At 68.1% G+C, this 14,860-nt stretch carries 11 protein-coding genes; 5 read left to right on the top strand and 6 right to left on the bottom strand.

The window, feature by feature from the left end; translation table 11 throughout:
• Nucleotides 1-192: 192 nt before the first annotated feature.
• Nucleotides 193-402 (bottom strand): cold-shock protein, encoded by a 210-nt coding sequence (locus tag ACX93N_RS10905; protein WP_459428446.1) that lies wholly within the window; start codon nt 400-402, stop codon nt 193-195.
• Nucleotides 403-779: 377 nt separating this feature from the next.
• On the opposite strand from ACX93N_RS10905, the gene ACX93N_RS10900 reads away from it, so the two are divergent.
• The 5 genes from ACX93N_RS10900 (at nt 780) to ACX93N_RS10880 (ending at nt 8,546) form a co-directional block, all read left to right on the top strand.
• Nucleotides 780-1,841 carry an efflux RND transporter periplasmic adaptor subunit gene (locus ACX93N_RS10900; protein WP_459428445.1) on the top strand — a complete coding sequence of 354 codons (1,062 nt, stop codon included), beginning with the start codon at nt 780-782 and terminating at the stop codon, nt 1,839-1,841.
• A complete protein-coding gene (locus ACX93N_RS10895; protein WP_459428444.1) occupies nt 1,834-4,968 on the top strand; it encodes an efflux RND transporter permease subunit in 3,135 nt (1,044 codons plus the stop codon). Before ACX93N_RS10900 ends, ACX93N_RS10895 begins: the two co-directional genes overlap by 8 nt.
• A gap of 84 nt (nt 4,969-5,052) precedes the next feature.
• Nucleotides 5,053-6,291, top strand: a complete 1,239-nt coding sequence (locus ACX93N_RS10890; protein ID WP_459428443.1) for an acyl-CoA dehydrogenase family protein — start codon at nt 5,053-5,055, stop codon at nt 6,289-6,291.
• 123 nt (nt 6,292-6,414) lie between these two features.
• A complete protein-coding gene (gene cfa, locus ACX93N_RS10885; RefSeq protein ID WP_459428442.1) occupies nt 6,415-7,632 on the top strand; it encodes a cyclopropane fatty acyl phospholipid synthase in 1,218 nt (405 codons plus the stop codon).
• A 143-nt stretch (nt 7,633-7,775) separates the two neighbouring features.
• Nucleotides 7,776-8,546, top strand: a complete 771-nt coding sequence (locus ACX93N_RS10880; protein WP_459428441.1) for an EAL domain-containing protein — start codon at nt 7,776-7,778, stop codon at nt 8,544-8,546.
• On the opposite strand, the gene ACX93N_RS10875 is transcribed toward ACX93N_RS10880, so the two are convergent.
• From ACX93N_RS10875 to ACX93N_RS10855, 5 genes are all read right to left on the bottom strand, one after another.
• Nucleotides 8,532-9,128, bottom strand: a complete 597-nt coding sequence (locus ACX93N_RS10875; RefSeq protein WP_459428440.1) for an acyl carrier protein phosphodiesterase — start codon at nt 9,126-9,128, stop codon at nt 8,532-8,534. The genes ACX93N_RS10880 and ACX93N_RS10875 overlap by 15 nt on opposite strands.
• A gap of 15 nt (nt 9,129-9,143) precedes the next feature.
• Entirely contained in the window at nt 9,144-10,286 is a 1,143-nt protein-coding gene (locus ACX93N_RS10870) for an aminotransferase class V-fold PLP-dependent enzyme (RefSeq protein WP_459428447.1), read from the bottom strand.
• Complete coding sequence (locus ACX93N_RS10865; RefSeq protein ID WP_459428439.1) at nt 10,286-11,455, bottom strand: PrnB family protein; 1,170 nt, start codon at nt 11,453-11,455, stop codon at nt 10,286-10,288. Before ACX93N_RS10865 ends, ACX93N_RS10870 begins: the two co-directional genes overlap by 1 nt.
• 97 nt (nt 11,456-11,552) lie before the next feature.
• The gene (locus ACX93N_RS10860) at nt 11,553-13,571 is read right to left on the bottom strand and encodes a CocE/NonD family hydrolase (RefSeq protein ID WP_459428438.1); all 2,019 of its coding nucleotides are present in this window, start codon (nt 13,569-13,571) and stop codon (nt 11,553-11,555) included.
• Nucleotides 13,568-14,815, bottom strand: coding sequence for an ATP-grasp domain-containing protein (locus ACX93N_RS10855; protein ID WP_459428437.1), 1,248 nt, complete (start codon nt 14,813-14,815; stop codon nt 13,568-13,570). The genes ACX93N_RS10860 and ACX93N_RS10855 overlap by 4 nt, the downstream gene beginning before the upstream one ends.
• Nucleotides 14,816-14,860: the final 45 nt, after the last annotated feature.

Genomic DNA, 14,860 nt, shown 5'->3' with positions numbered 1-14,860 from the left:
TCCCCCCTGCCGCCTCCCGCACTCCAGGCTCGGCATGTCTTCCAGAGCGGTAGGGGCGGCTGCTGGAGGATGCCCCCACAAAGCGTGTATCGGGGAGCGACTGAGAGAAGTATCCCGCGCTCCCCCCGGGAATGACGCGAGAACAAAAAAAAGGCCCGCTTGCGCGGGCCTTTCTGCGTCAGCTGAGCGGGCTCAGGCGACCACCTCGATGTTCGACGCCTGCGGGCCTTTCTGACCCTGGGTCACGTCGAAGGAGACCTTCTGGCCCTCGAGGAGGGTCTTGAAGCCGCTGCCGTTGATGGCGCTGAAGTGGGCAAAGACGTCCGGGCCGTTATCCTGCTCGATGAAGCCGAAGCCCTTGGTTTCGTTGAACCACTTAACCGTGCCGGTGGATGCTGCCATGATGCGTTTCCTTTCTATCCAATAAGGGTTGCCCACGAGGGGCGGTCGTGCTTGAAGTCTTGCGGGGCCTTATGGACAAATCGGACGCTGGCCGGGAACGGCCGGGACGAACTCAGAGGACATAGTGCTGCAATGCTCAAACGCCCCAAGCATAGCACCGATTAAGAAAAAAAGATCGCACTATTTCACATGAGTTTTCTCACACCGTCCTTCGGGCCACCGGTGGCCTGCCGCACCGTGGCATAATGGCGCCCAGCAGAGTCACAAGAGCCAAAGTGCGCCACGCTGCGTAAAGGGATGCGGTCGACGGGAAAGCGCGTCGCCCGCGTACAGCCCCTTAGCAGAGCGCCGCCACAGCCAACGGAACGCCACCCCTGATGTCACGACTTCTCGGCCTCGCGAGACCCCTCGCCATCCTCGCTGCCGCGGCCGCCGTGGCCGTCTTCATGATCAAGAGCCGGCCCCAGCTGGAGGCGCGCAACGTCGCCACACCCCCGCCGCAGGTGGCGGTCCGGCCCGTTGCCCTCGGCACCGTGCCCGTCACCGTCGTCGCCCACGGCAACGTCACCGCCTCGCGGGAGCTCGAACTGGCGGCGCAGGTCTCCGGGCGCATCCTGTGGCAGTCGCCGAAGTTCGAACCGGGCGTCGTTGTCGAGGCCGGCGAGCCCCTGCTGCGCATCGACCGCACCGACTACGAGCTGGCCCTCGCCGAGGCGCGGCAGGCCCTGGCCAGTGCCGAGCTGGCCCTCGCCGACGCCAGGGCCCTGCGCCAGTCCGCGCGCATCGACGAGGCCGAAGCGACGGTCGCCGCGGCCCGGGCGCGCATCGCCCGCGCCGAGCGCGACCTCGCCAATACGGAAATCACGGCACCCTATCGCGCGGTCATCGACGAGCAGCGGGTGGAGCTTGGGCAGTTCATCAGTACGGGGACGGCGGTCGGTCGCATTCTCGGCGCTGACCGCGCGGAGATCCGCCTGCCGGTGCCGCCCCGGGACATCACCTTCATCGATGGCAGGAACCCGGCTCCGGTGGACCTCTATGCCGAGGGGGGCAGCCCCGAGACACGCTGGACCGGCCAGCTGCTGCGCATCGAGGCGCGCCTCGACAGCGAGACCCGGGTGGTGCCGGTCGTGGTGGAGGTGGAGAACCCGCTGGACGGGAACCGCCACGCGCAACCGCTGCCCTTCGGCCTGTTCGTCCGCGCGGAGATCCCGGGGCAGCCGGTGGAGCGCGCCGTGGAACTCCCGCAGGATGCCCTCCACGGCCGGGATGTCTTTCTTTTCGCCGACGGCGCCCTAGAGCGGCGCGCGGTCACCGTGGCTCGCCTGAGCGATGGCCGCGCCCTGGTGACCGACGGCCTCGCAGACGGGGAGCGCGTGGTGACCACCCGCCTGGAGCTCATGTTCGACGGCATGGCGGTCGCCCTCCTCGATGACTGAATACACACCGCCAGACCGCCGGCGCGGCGCCGTCGCGTGGATGGCGCGCAACCCCGTTGCCGCCAACCTGCTCCTGCTCATCGTCGTCGTCGCCGGCCTCTATGCCATGCAGGCCCTCGACAAGGAAGTGTTCCCCTCCTTCCCGACGGAGACCTTCACGGTCACCGTGCCCTACCCGGGCAGTTCCCCGGAGGAAGTGGAGCGCGGCATCATCCTGCGCATCGAGGAGGCGGTGCGCGACATCGTCGGCATCAAGGAGATCCGCAGCGAGGCGCGGGAGGGTGTGGGCGTCGTCACCGTACGCATGGAACCCGGAAGTGACATGGCCAGGGCCGTGAATCTCGCCAAGGTGCGCGTCGACGGTATCTCCTCCTTCCCCGCCGACGCCGAGAAGCCGATCGTCGAGGAGATCGAGGCCGCCACCGGGGCGATCCGCGTGAGCCTCTTCGGCGAGATCGATCCACGGCAGCTCAAGGAGCTGGCCGAAGAGATTCGCGAGGAGATCCTCGCCCTCGGCAACATCAGCGAGATCGCCGTGCTCGGCGAGCGCGACTACGAACTATCCATCGAACTGTCGGACGAGCGCATGCGCCGCTATGGCCTCACCTTCGATGCCGTGGTGAATGCCATCCAGCAGCGCTCCCGGGACCTGCCGGGCGGCCTCCTGCGCACCGACGCCGGCGCGATCACCCTGCGCTCCACCTCCCAGGCCTACCGCGGCCGGGACTTCGAGCAGCTTACGCTCATCAGCCGTGACGACGGCACGCGCATCCGCCTCGGCGACATTGCCACGGTACGCGACGGCTTCGCCGAGCAGCCGGTACTGTCGCGCGTGAACGGCGAACCCGCCCTCACCTTCGACATCGACCGCGTCGGCGCACAGAACGTTCTCGAGATCACCTCGCTGGTGAAGGACTACGTGGCGGAGAAGCAAGCGGAACTGCCCGAGGGCATCGGTCTGCAGGCCTGGGGCGACCAGAGCCGCATCCTGCGCGGGCGTATCGAGCTCATGCTGCGCAACGCCGCCTCCGGCGCCATCCTGGTCATCATCGCCCTCGCCCTGTTCCTGGACCTCGCCCTGGCCTTCTGGGTCGTCGTCGGTCTGCCCTTCGCCGTACTCGGCTGCCTGGCGACCATCGGCTTCCTGGGCCTGCCCGTGTCCATCAACGTGCTCTCGGTCTTCGGTTTCATCCTCGTGCTCGGCCTGCTCGTGGACGATGCCATCGTGACGTCGGAGAGTGCCTACACGTCGCTCGAGAAGGAGGGCAGGGGCATCGACAGCGTTGTCGGCGGGGTGCAGCGGGTGACCACCGCCACGGTCTTCGGCGCCCTCACCACCGCCGTGGCCTTCGGGCCGAGCCTGTTCCTCACCGAGGGCTTCGCGCGGATCCTGTCGCAGCTCGGCTACGTGGTCATCTTCTGCGTGGTCTTCTCGCTCATCGAGACCAAGCTTGTGCTCCCCGCCCACCTGCGCCACATCCGCGTGCCGCAACCGGGCGACCGCCTCGGCCCCGTGCGGCGCCTGCAGCAGCGCGTCTCCCGGGGCATGATCGCTTTCGCCCGCGGGCCCTACCGGCGCACGCTCGCGAAGGCCGTGCACTACCGCTACACCACCCTGGCCCTGTTCCTCGCCGGCCTCATGGTCTGCCTGGCGCTGGTGCCGTCGGGGATCCTGCGCGTCGTGTTCTTCCCCTCCGTGCCCTCGGACGCCATCGACATCAACCTCGACATGCCTCAGGGCACACCCTGGCAGCGGACCCACGACTACGCGCGACGTATCGAGGACGCGGCCTGGGCCATGAACGAGCGCTTCAAGGCCCAGGACGCCGCGGGCCGCGATGTCATCCGCACGCTGCACCTGCTCTCGGAGACAGATACCTCGGCGCGGCTGATCATCGAGCTCATCGTCAGCGAGAAGCGCGACATCGACTCGGTGGAACTCGGCGGCTGGCTGCGCGAGGAGCTCGGCACCCTGCACGGCGTGCGCTCCTTCCGCCTCGATGCCGCGGCGGGCCCGGGCGGCTCGCCGATCGACGTGCAGCTTCGGGGGCGCGACCTGGAACAGCTCCGCCAGGCGGCAAGCGAGCTCAAGCTGCAGCTGGCCCAGGTGGATGGCGTGCGCGACATCCGCGACAGCTTCAACGCCGGCGGCCGCGAGCTGGACATCCGCGTCACTCCCGAGGGCGAGGCCCTGGGCCTCACGGACGTGGAGCTCGCCCGCCAGGTCCGCCAGGCCTTCTTCGGCGCCGAGGTACAGCGGGTGCAGCGCGGCCGCGACGAGGTGCGCGTCTATGTGCGCCTGCCGGAAGAAGACCGCACGCGCCTCGATACACTGCAGGAACTCTGGATCAGCCTGCCCAACGGCAACCGGGCGCCTTTCTCCGTCGTTGGCCACGCCCGGGAACAGTTCGGCCTCAGCGTGATCAACCGTATCGACCTGTCGCGGGTCGTCGACGTACAGGCCGATGTCGACAAGGCGCTGATTTCCACGACCGAGGTCATGGACCTGATCGAGCGCGACATGCTGCCGGACATCCTCGCCCGGCATCCGTCTGTGCACTACAGCGTCGCCGGCGAGGTGGAAGAGCAGCGCGACACCTCGCAGGCCCTGCTCTACGGGGGCCTGCTGGTGCTGCTGCTCATCTACGCGGCGCTGGCGATACCACTGAAGAGCTACCTGGAGCCGCTGCTGATCATGTCCGTGATTCCTTTCGGGGTCACCGGCGCCTTCCTGGGCCACCTGATCCTCGGCATGGATGTCAGCATCCTTTCCGCCATCGGCATCATCGGCCTGGTCGGCGTGGTCGTGAACGACAGCCTCGTGCTGGTGGACTTCATCAACCATTTCATCGATGAGGGCCACGACTGGAAAGAGGCCGTCCTCGAGGCCGGTCCGATCCGCTTCCGTGCGGTCATGCTCACCTCCCTCACCACCTTCCTGGGCCTGCTGCCGATCCAGCTCGAGACCTCTATCCAGGCACAGTTCGTCAAGCCCATGGCCACTTCCGTGGCCTTCGGCGTGTTCTTCTCGACGGCGGTCACGCTGTTCCTGGTACCGACGCTCTATTACGTGGCACAGGATATCCGGCGGACCGTCGCCCGGCCCCGGGTGGCACGCACTTCCTAGCCCGGCATTCACCCCCGGGGTGGGCTCGGGCGCGTCCCCGGCAACTGTTATGCTGAGCGGCGTTGCCAGCACCGGAGAGCGAGCATGGATTTCAACTACAGCCGCCGCGTCGAGGCGCTCCGCCAGCAGCTCTGGCAATTCATGGACGAGTACATCCTGCCGAGGCTGGGCGCCTGGCGCGCCGAGGTCGCTGCGGGCCAGTACCCCGTCTCCTTCATGGAAGACCTCAAAACACTCGCCCGCGACGAGGGCCTGTGGAATCTCTTCCTGCCGACGCTGAAGGACGGCGAACCCGGTACCCGCCTGAGCAACCTCGAATACGCGCCGCTGGCGGAGATCATGGGACGCGTCCCCTGGGCCCCGGAGGTCTTCAACTGCAATGCGCCGGACACGGGCAACATGGAAGTGCTGCACCTGTTCGGTACGGAGGCGCAGAAAGCACGCTGGCTGGCGCCGCTGCTGGCGGGCGAGACCCGCTCGGCTTTCGCCATGACCGAGCCGGATACCTCCTCCTCGGACGCCAGCAACATCCAGTGCGCCATCCGCGCCGACGGCGACCATTACCTGATCAACGGGCGCAAGTGGTTCATCACCAATGCGCACCACCCCCACTGCGCCTTCTTCATCGTCATGGGCAAGACGGACCCGGACGCCGACAAGTACCGGCAGCAGTCCATGGTTATCGTGCCCATCGATGCCGACGGCGTCGAGATCGTCCGCAACATCCCGACGCTTAACCACGTCTCCCCCGAGGGTCACTCGGAGGTGCTGTTCCGGAATGTGCGGGTACCGCGGGAGAACCTCATCGCCGGCGAGGGGGACGGTTTTCTCATCGCCCAGGCCCGCCTCGGCCCGGGGCGGGTGCACCACTGCATGCGCGCCATCGGCATGGCCGAGGTAGCCCTCGAGCTGCTGGTCGCGCGCAGCCAGGAGCGCAAGACCTTCGGCCGCTACCTGCACCAGCACGGTGCCGTGGCCGGGTGGATCGCGCATTCACGCATGGAGATCGAACAGGCACGCCTGCTCGTGCTGAAGACCGCCGCCCTCCTCGACGACCGCGGGCCGCAGGGCGCGCGCAAGGAAGTGGCCATGATCAAGGTGGTGGCGCCGAACGTGCTCTCGCGGGTCGCCGACCGGGCCATGCAGACCTGGGGTGCCATGGGGGTGAGCCCCGACACGCCGCTGGCAGACCTGTACACCGCCGGCCGCGTTCTTCGCCTCGCCGACGGGCCGGACGAGGTGCACCTGCACTCGGTGGCACGGCAGGAACTGAAACAGCAGCAGGCGCAGCTGGACCGGGTAAGCGCCTACCTGGCGCTCTAGGCCCTCCGGGCACCGGGGCCGGTAGGCCACTACGCAAAAAAAACCCTGGCTGCTACCCTTCGGGGAGTGGATAGCGACGCACTTTACCAGTGAACGGATAGACCACCACGGTAAGGGGGGCACATGCCACGGGCACTCGCGCGTGACAGCGCAGGTGAGTGGGAGCATGCAGCACACCCGCCACCCCGACTCATCGCCGGGCTCCTGGAGGGATCCGGGGTACGCATCGATGGCGATGCGCCCTGGGACCTTAAGGTCCACGACCCCGAAGTCTACCGGCGCGTTCTGGCGTCCGGCTCGCTGGGTTTCGGCGAAGCCTACATGGACGGCCTCTGGGACTGCAGCCGGCTCGACGAGCTTTTCAACCGGCTCCTGCGCGCGCGCATCGACGACCGCCTGCGGCACCTGCCGCGGCTACGCCTCCTCACCAGCATCGGCTGGAACAGGCTCCTGAACCTGGCCCTGAACCGCCAGTCCCGTAGCCGGGCTTTCGAGGTCGGACGAAAGCACTATGACATCGGCAACGACGTGTTCGAGGCCATGCTCGATCCGAGCCTCTCCTACAGCTGCGCCTACTGGGGCCAGGCAGGCTCCCTGGCGGACGCGCAGCACGACAAGCTGGCGATGATCTGCGCAAAGCTCCGGCTGGGGCCCGGGGAGCGGCTCCTCGATATCGGCTGCGGCTGGGGGGGACTGGCGGAACACGCGGCGAGACATCACGGCGTCGAGGTGCTGGGCATCACGGTGTCGCGGGAGCAGCAGGCCCTTGCGCGCGAGCGCTGCGCCGGGCTTCCCGTGGACATCGCCCTCCGCGATTACCGGGAATTGCAGGGCCGCTTCGACAAGGTGGTCTCAGTGGGCATGCTCGAGCACGTGGGCCCGAAGAACTACGGGACGTTCTTCCGGGTCGTCGACGAGGTCCTCGCGCCGGACGGCCTCGCGCTGGTGCAGAGCATCGGGGCGAGCCACAGTCACGCCGCCGGCGATCCCTGGATCGATCGCTATATCTTCCCCAACGGCAAGCTGCCCTCCGCTGCCCAGCTGACGGCAGCGCTGGAGGGGCAGTTCGCGCTGCGCGACTGGCACGAGTTCGGTGCCGACTACGACCGCACCCTCCTCGCCTGGTGGCGCAACTTCGACGCCGTCTGGCCGGCACTCGCGGCCCGCTACGGCGAGCGCTTCTACCGCATGTGGCGCTACTACCTGCTGAGCTGCGCCGGCACCTTCCGCGCCGGCCGCTCCCGGCTCTGGCAGCTGGTGCTGTCGCGGGCAGACGAACAGTCGGACTATCGCTCCTGGCGGCCCGGAAGCAGGCGTGGCGCCGCGGCCTGGGCGCTCTGAAGGACGGCCCATGGCGCGGCGTGCCCGGGGCGGAACCCTCACGGCGAGCCAACCTTTACCAGTAACCCGCCGGGGCAGCGAGCGCCATTGCTGGTAACATCGCCACCCCAGACATGAAGGAACAGAACAGTACCGCAATGGACATGAGCCGAGCCAAACCCGACGACTTCCGGGACCTCACCTGCCGGGAGTGCGAGAATGCGGCCAGCCTCGACTTCGATTTCACCATGGCCTTCCAGCCGATCGTCGATCTCGAGCGCCGCGAGACCTTTGCGCACGAGGCCCTGGTGCGCGGCCCCGGCGGCGAACCAGCGCGAAGCGTTCTGGCGCAGGTGGACAGCAGCAACCGCTACCGCTTCGACCAGAGCTGCCGTGTGAAGGCAGTAAAGCTCGCTGCCGAGCTCGGCATGGAGAGCCGGCTCAGCATCAACTTCCTCCCCAATGCGATTTACAAGCCCGAGAGCTGCATCCGCACCACCCTCGCCGCCACCCGGGAATACGGATTCCCCCAGGAGCGGGTGATCTTCGAAGTGACCGAGGGGGAAGACATCGGCGACCCGGACCACCTCCGCCATATCTTCCAGTACTACCGGGAGTGCGGCTTCACCACCGCCATTGACGATTTCGGTGCGGGTTACGCAGGCCTGTCGCGCCTCGCGGAGTTCCAGCCCGACCTGATCAAGCTCGACATGGGACTGATCCGCGATGTCGACAGCAGCCCGACCCGGCAGGCGATCTGCCAGGGCGTGGCCACCACCTGCCGGGCACTCGCCATCGATATCATCGCCGAGGGCGTCGAGACGGAGGAAGAGCTGCGCTACCTGTACGGGCTCGGTATCCGCCGGTTCCAGGGCTTCCTGTTCGCCAGGCCGGCGCTGCGCCAGCTGCCGGCGGTGACGCTACCGGTCCTCTAGCGAGCCCGGCGACCCCGCCACCGCTGCGCGCACGGCGGGGAAAACCACCTGGAACGCGGCCTCGAGCGCGGCATCCTCCCGCGCCAGGGTCACTATCAGCGCGGCGACGGGCAGCTCCCGCCGGCGCCGCCTGGCCAGCCGCGCCAGTACCGCCTCCATCCCCGACCGCGTCTCATAGGCGCGCAGCCATTCCGCGTCCGCCCAGGCGCGGCCGAGCGGCGCGAAGGCCGGCGGCAGCCAGCGGTCATGGGTCCGCAGCACCCGGTAGACCCGCTGCCGGAAAGCCTCGAGGGGCTCCTCCGCGTAGCGCGACCAGTGCCGGGCAAGGTAGTAATCGAAGGCGATGTCCAGGGCGACCCCGGCATAGCGCCGCTCGCCGGCCGGGAACACCCGCAGCGCCGACCGGTAGGCCGGATGCGCGTCGGTCAGCGCGTCGACCCGCCGGTGCCGGCGCACGCCGGCGGCGACCCGCGGGTGAAGGGCCTGGCCCGCCAGGGGACCCTTGACGTGATCACCGGCAAGGTTGCCGATGAGCGCGCCCGCATCGGGCTGGGCGAGAAGCGCGTGGGCAAGGTAGTTCATGGCAAGCCGCCGGGGTCAGGCGACGCCGGCATCCCGCAACGCCGCGAGCGCCGTGTCGATGTCGCTCTCGTCGTTGTACACGTGGGGTGACAGCCGGAAGCCCGGGGCCCGGCGATCGACCTGCACCCCCGCAGCGGCAAAGGCCTTGCTCACCGCGTCATTCGCCGCCCCAAAATCGAGGATGACGGTCCCGCTGCGCTCGCCCGGCGCCGCCGGCGACACCCGGCACTCGCCCGGGACACCGGCGCGGAGCCGGTCCCCCAGGACCAGGTTGCGGCGCCGGATCGCCGGGACACCGACCGCCAGCAGGCACTCGACGCTGTGCGCGGCCATCGCGTAGGGCGCGATGGACGGCGTGCCGCCCCAGAAGCGCAGCGCGCCGGGGTGGTAGCGGAAGTCGTGGATGTCGAAGGCGAAGGGGTCGGCGTGAGAGAACCAGCCGACGGCCGTCGGCTCACAGCGTTCCACCAGGGCCGGGGCCACCCAGAGGAAGCCGGCCCCGGGGCCACCGCAGAGCCACTTGACGCAGGAACCGAGCAGGAAGTCCGCTTCAAGCGCCGCCACGTCGATGGGCAGGATGCCGGCGGCCTGCGCGGCATCCACTACCGACAGCACGCCCTGCTCGCGAGCGGCGGCGCAGACCTCGGCCACAGGAACCTGCACGCCCGTGTTCGACTGCACCTGGGTGACCAGCACCAGCGCGGTGTCGGCGTTGAGCTGCGCCCGCCACTGTGCCGGGTCCCGCTCGTCGACGCCGGCCGGCAGGAAGCGCGGCACAAGACCGAGAGCGCGGGAGCACTCGGCGACGAAGCCAAGGGACGGGAAGGCGCGCTCGCTGAGGAGCACTTCGCGCCGGCCGGTGAGCCCCGGGAGGCACTGGAGAAGGCGGGCAAAGCCCGTAGAGACATCCGGCTGCGGACAGATATCGTCGCCGCGGGCGCCAAGCAGGCGACCGATCGCGCCGCGGAAGCGCTCGACCGCCGCCAGCCAGGCCGGCCAGGGCTCGCCGGCACCGCCGGCCCAGGGCGCGTAGAAAGCGGCCACGAAGGCCTCCCGGCTGTCCACGGGCGGGCGGCCGACGGAGTGGTTGAGCAGGTAGGTGCCGGGGCCGAGGTCGAAGCGGCTTCGCAATACCGCGCCGTTCTCCGCGTTTTCCATCACGCCAGGCTCGCCCGCAGGCGCTGGATGTCGGCGTGGCGCGAGGGAATGTCGTCGCGATCCGCCGCCTGGCGCAGGTCCCGCAGCCGCGCCAGCGCGCGCATGAGGACCGGCAGCGGCGGGCCGCTGGCGGTGAGGTTGTCCTGGTGCTGCTCGCCGAGGTGCTCCGCAGGACGCTCGATGAACTTCGCCACAAGCTGGTCGTGGTGCTGCGCCGCCGTCTGCCCGTGCAGCTCGCAGACCTCGAGAAACAGGGCGAGGTTCTCCCGGCAGGGTGGCGCCCGCCGCACCGACTCCGGGAGCGCGAGAAACTCGTCCATCAGGCTGCGTCGGCGCATGCAGTCACGGAGAATGACCTGATCCTCGGGCATCATGTAGAGGAACTTGTCCACCAGCAACTGCGAATAGTAGGCATGGTCGGCCTGGCAGAGACCGAGGAGCATGTCGATGACGTTGATGCCGGCAAAGTCGCCCGCGTTGGCACCGCGGTAGACGTGCTGACCGACCCGGTGCGGCTTGAAATAGGGGCGCACGCAGTAGAAGAAGCGGTCCGTGTCGAGCTCGGCGAACAGGCGCTCATTGGACGCCACCACCCCGGCGAGGGCCGTTTTCGCCATGCGCAGGAGGTCCGCCGTCACCGGGTGGCGAACGCCGAGCGGCAGGCTGCGCAGCAGCGCGTCCGCGGCCGCCTTGTAGCCGAGGATGCCGCGGGTGTTGTAGTCGGTGAAGAGGTACTCGTCGCGCAGCGTGGTGAAACTCTTGTAGCGTCCCTCCACGGCCCGGTTGTGGGTGGTGAGGTGACTGGTGGCGAAGCGCGGCGTCACGCCCAGGCTGGCGCCGAGCTGCAGGGCCAGGGCCGATGCCTCGGGCAGGCCGCCATCCTTCGCCGCCTGGTCGGCGGCGCCGTGGCGGGCGCAGGCCGCCATGAACAGGCCGACGTTGCCGAGCAGGTCGAAGCCCGCGTCGAAACCCTCGTCCGTGTTGCCCTCCGCCAGCAGGCGGCCGATGTGCTCATTGCCCTCGGCCTTCAGCCGGGCTTTCAGGTCCTCGCCCACCCCGGCGACGCTCGCGCGGTCTTGCTGCGCGAAGTAGCGTTCCTCGAGCTCAGTGTTGAGTTCCGCAAAGGTGCCGCGGATCCAGCAGTCGAAGCGTTCGGCGTTCCCACTCATGCCACCATTATACCCGCTGGGTGGGCGTTCTCACCGGCCGCAGGCGGTTTCTGCCGGGACTCTGAAGTAAGCTTGGAACGAGCATGCCGCCGGACTGTCAAACCAGATCGCGCGGAATCGACAGCTTCCAGTTTTTCGCGAAGACCCGTGCCTCGCCCTCGTAGGCATCAAGCTCCGCGCGCAGGTGAAAGCAGTCACGGTCGCTGCCGAGAACCGTGCGGGTGATCGTGTGCACGGACCAGTCGCCGCGGCGAAAGCCGCGCCGCCAGAGGGTCTCGCCGCGCAGCGAATCGTAGTCGTAGCCGCGGTAGCTGTACCGCTCCTCAGCGCTGCGCTGCATTTCCAGGTCGACCTCAGGAAGATAGACGGTACCGTCGTCGTTGATCACCTCCAGTGTGGCCACATCGGTGCCCAGGTCGCGAAGCACGCGCCAGCAGTGCCGCCCCGGCGCCCGGTTTTCCACGGCAAGCGGCGGAGCGGACTCAGCGCGGCCGAAGCCGATGCGGCCGTCTTCCGCCTGCGCCGCTCGACGCACCGGCACGCGAAGCCGGCAGCCCGCGACCCGCAGTGTCAGGCGCACAGGCTCGGGTGCCGGCCATGCCAGAGGCCAGTAGGAAGTGGACAGGGCGATACGCAGCCGGTTGCCCGCGGGAAGTCGCTGGCCGCAGTCGTTCAACTTGATGCTCACGCGGTAGAACTGCCCGGGCACCAGCGGCTGTGGAACACTCGAGCTGTCGCGGTGCGTGAGGTTCAGCAGCCCATAGGTAACGCGGGTCGCTTTGTCATCAACGCCGACGTCCGACAGCCGCACGGCGACCATGGCCACCGGACGATCGGCGCTGACTTCCAGGTCCAGCCAGGGATTGCCGAGCACATCCAGAGCGGTCTCCAGGGGCAACGTATCGAACACCAGGGAGCCCCCGTCCTCCTCGCGCTGGTCGTGCGGCAGATCAGGTGCCGCGGCGTAGGAACACCACTTTCCGGCGAAGAGACCGACGCTGAGCGGAGACTCGATGCTCATGGACTGGTCCTCGACCGGGGCGCCGTCCGCAACCAGCCGCCCCGGGTAGGACAGCGTAAAGGCGCGCTCCTCGATATTGCCACTGGGCCAGGACGGCTCCCCCACCCAGCGTCCGGGTCGCGCTGCGTAATAACTGCCCGGCGGGACGCTGTCCTGCACCCAGGCCCGCAGCATGGGCTCGGCCATGATGCCGCTCTCCTTCTCTGCGAGCCAATAATCCCACCAGCGGACCGCCTCCTGCAGGAAGCCGATAGCGGGGCCCGGCACGCCAAGGTGCGGGTACTTGTGGCTCCAGGGGCCGACCAGACCCAGCCGCGGCACCTGCAGATGCTCCAGCAGCCGGAATACCGCATTCGAGTAGCCGTCCGCCCAGCCGGAAACCGCAAAGACGGGACAGCGCACGGCGGACCAGTCTTCGCAGATCGACCCATGCCGCCAATAGGCGTCACGGCGCTGATGCCGGAGCCACTGTTCCAGCCAGAGACCACTGTGCTCGAGGCGCTCCATCCACTGCTCGCGCCAGCGGGCCCCCACCATGACCGGGTCCGGCGGCAGCGAGTTGAAGGCGAACATGGTCGAGGCCCAGGACAGGTTGTCACCCAGGAGACAGCCGCCCATGTGATGCACGTCGTCGGCGTAGCGGTCGTCCGTCGAGCAGACAGTGATGATGCAGCGCAGCTGCGGCGGCGCCATGGCTGCGATCTGGAGTCCGTTGAAGCCGCCCCAGGAAATGCCGATCATACCGATGCGGCCGTTGCACCAGGGCTGCGCGGCCAGCCAGCGCAGCACAGCCACGCCGTCGTCCAGTTCGCACTGCAGGTATTCGTCCTCGAGCACGCCGTCAGAATCGCCGCTGCCGCGCAGGTCCACCCGCAGGCTGGCGTAGCCATGCCCCGCGAAGTAGGGGTGCATGCCCTGATCGCGGGCCCGGGTGTTATCGCGGCGGCGGTAGGGAATGTACTCGAAGATCGCCGGCACGGGCTCCGCCGTGGCTGGACGCCACAGACGCGCGGCGAGGCGCGCGCCGTCGGCCATGGGTATCCACACCAACTCCTCGTGTTGCACCTCGTGGGGGAAGGTGCGCCGCGTCTTCATGGAGCGGCCGCCTCTTCATCAAAAGCCAGCGGCAGTTCCTTGAGCAACCGCGCGTAGTTGGCTTCCAGCGCTGCGGCGTCCTCACCGCCGAGAAAGATCACGGCGACCTCGTAGCTGTAAGCGTCCTGGCCGGGCAGCTCCGACAGCCGCATGCCTTCGTGCACGGCGAGCTGGATCATGGCTCCCGGATAGCGCGCTTCCAGGTCGGCCAGTTCATCATGGGTAGGCACCCGGGTAACGATCGCGTCGCGATGACGGCGAAGCATGAACTTGGCAGCCATAGGACAGCGACCCTCCCGGCGCGGAAAGGCGGGGCGCTTGCCCAGGGCGATGTCAATGGCGACCTCATGCTGGGACGCCCCCATGACGTCGAGGAAAAGCGGGGAGTGGGACTTCGACAGGCGCACGTTCACCTCGAGCAGCCAGAGCCGGTCTGTCTGCGAGTCCCAGAAAAACTCGATGTTGAACGCCGTGTTGTCCAGACCGAGGGCCTGCACCAGCCGAACGGATGCGTCGCTTATCCTGCCCTTAACCCTCTCCGGCAGTGAAGACGGTAGCTGATAACGGGAAAAGCAGGAGCCGTGAACGCCCTCGCGATGGGAGTCGACGATCGCGTAGACGGCGGCTTCCCCTCGATAGACATAACCTTCAGCCGTACACTGCTCACCGCCGATGACGGCCTCCGCGATACACCACCAGGCGTCGCGCTCGACAGGCACGTCTGCCGGGAAGGAGGCGGCTTGGCAGAACACCTCGAAGGGTTCGCCGAACAGACCGATGCCGCGGCGGATGGCCGCGAGGGCGTGATCCAGCTGTGCCCGGTCGCCGATAAAAAAGGCAAGCTGTGAGGAGAACGCGACCGTCGGCTTCAGCCAGAAAGGATAAGCCAGCGTGATGCGGTCCGCTGCCGCGTTATCGCCGGGGTTCACCGCCTCGAAGGCTGGCGTGCACTCCGGCATTGTCCGGGCCTGTACCCGTCGGCACCAGTACTTGTGCTCCGCGATGAGAACGCTCGCAAGGGATGGTCCGCGAAGCCCGTACTCCGCGCAGAGCTGGGCGATCAGTGGCGGTGTGGGAAAGTCCCAGTGCCCGATGATCGCATCCACACTGCCCGGAAACGCGTCCAGCTGGCGCCGGGCACCGGCCAGCATGTCGGCAATGGGGTAGTGGCTGGGGTGAACGACCTGATCATAGCTGAGGAGGCCGTGGAATTCGTAATCCTCCGCCCCGCGAACCGATTGCAACAGTGTGCGGTGAAAACCATCCAAGCCCGGAAGGAATATGTTCAC

Source organism: Pseudohaliea sp. (assembly GCF_054552115.1).
The sequence above is the reverse complement of the archived record's forward strand: the minus strand, read 5'-3'. Positions and strand labels throughout refer to the sequence as shown.